Here is a 939-nt window from a genome sequence, read left to right on the forward strand (position 1 = left end):
CCCTCTCGGGCTTTCCTCCGGGCGCTTCCCTTCGGTCTTGCGTTTCCGACTCTATCAGATCTTTTCTCGATCCGATTCCCAGTCGGCGGGTTTGCCTCGGGGTTTTTGGCTTTCGCCGTCCGCCCTTTCGACATTCACTACGTTAGCCGATTCCCTCGGGAACTCATAATCGGTCCCGCGAGTTCGATTTCGGACGCGCGGGCACGCCGAAAGCGACCCCGCTGAGGGGGTTGAGCTAGGTAGTGGTTTGGCCGCTCCGGCTGCAGGCGATCGCCGTACCCGGTTCAGCGGCTCGGGATACATTACGCACCTCGCCGGGCCGAGTCAACCTCGGCGCCGCCTGGGCACATGGGCGCGGTACGGGCTGACCGTCGGGTCGTCGGCGACCCAGAAGCGCCAGGGGTGGAGGTCGCCGTTCCCGCCCTCGCCGGCCACCCCGGTGCGGGGGCCGCTGCGTACCTGGCCGGCAGGGACCGGTGTGCCCGTCAGCATCCTCAGGGGCGTCTCACCGGCGGCGCAGGCGTCCGTGCCGTCCAGGGAGCGGTCGACGTCCAGGGCGGTGGCCAGCCGGGCCGGGCCCTTGGCCAGCTCCTTGTCGTTCCGGGCCGAGACCCGTCGCTTGCGGGCCAGCTCCGCACCCTCCACCACTTCTCCGGCGCGGAGCAGCACCGCGCCGGCCCGGCCGTCGGGTCCGCAGACCAGGTTCATGCAGTGCCACATGCCGTAGGTGAAGTAGACGTACACGTGTCCGGGCGGTCCGAACATCACTTCGGTGCGCGGGGTGCGGCCTCGGTAGGCGTGCGAGCCGGGGTCGTTCTCGCCGTCGTAGGCCTCCACCTCCGTGAGGCGGAGGGCGATCGGGCCGTCGGGTGTCGTCCGGACCAGGATGCGGCCGAGAAGGTCGGGTGCGACCTCCAGGACCGGGCGGTCGAAGAAGGC

The 939-nt window shown here is 69.8% G+C and carries 1 protein-coding gene; it reads right to left on the minus strand.

The annotated features are described in order from the left end of the window. Window positions 1-324 precede the first annotated feature (324 nt). Window positions 325-939: DNA-3-methyladenine glycosylase (locus IE312_RS28130; protein WP_229900522.1), on the minus strand; the 615-nt coding region annotated here is incomplete at its 5' end.

The sequence above is a fragment of the Streptomyces capoamus genome (assembly GCF_014654935.1).
GTDB lineage: Bacteria > Actinomycetota > Actinomycetes > Streptomycetales > Streptomycetaceae > Streptomyces > Streptomyces capoamus.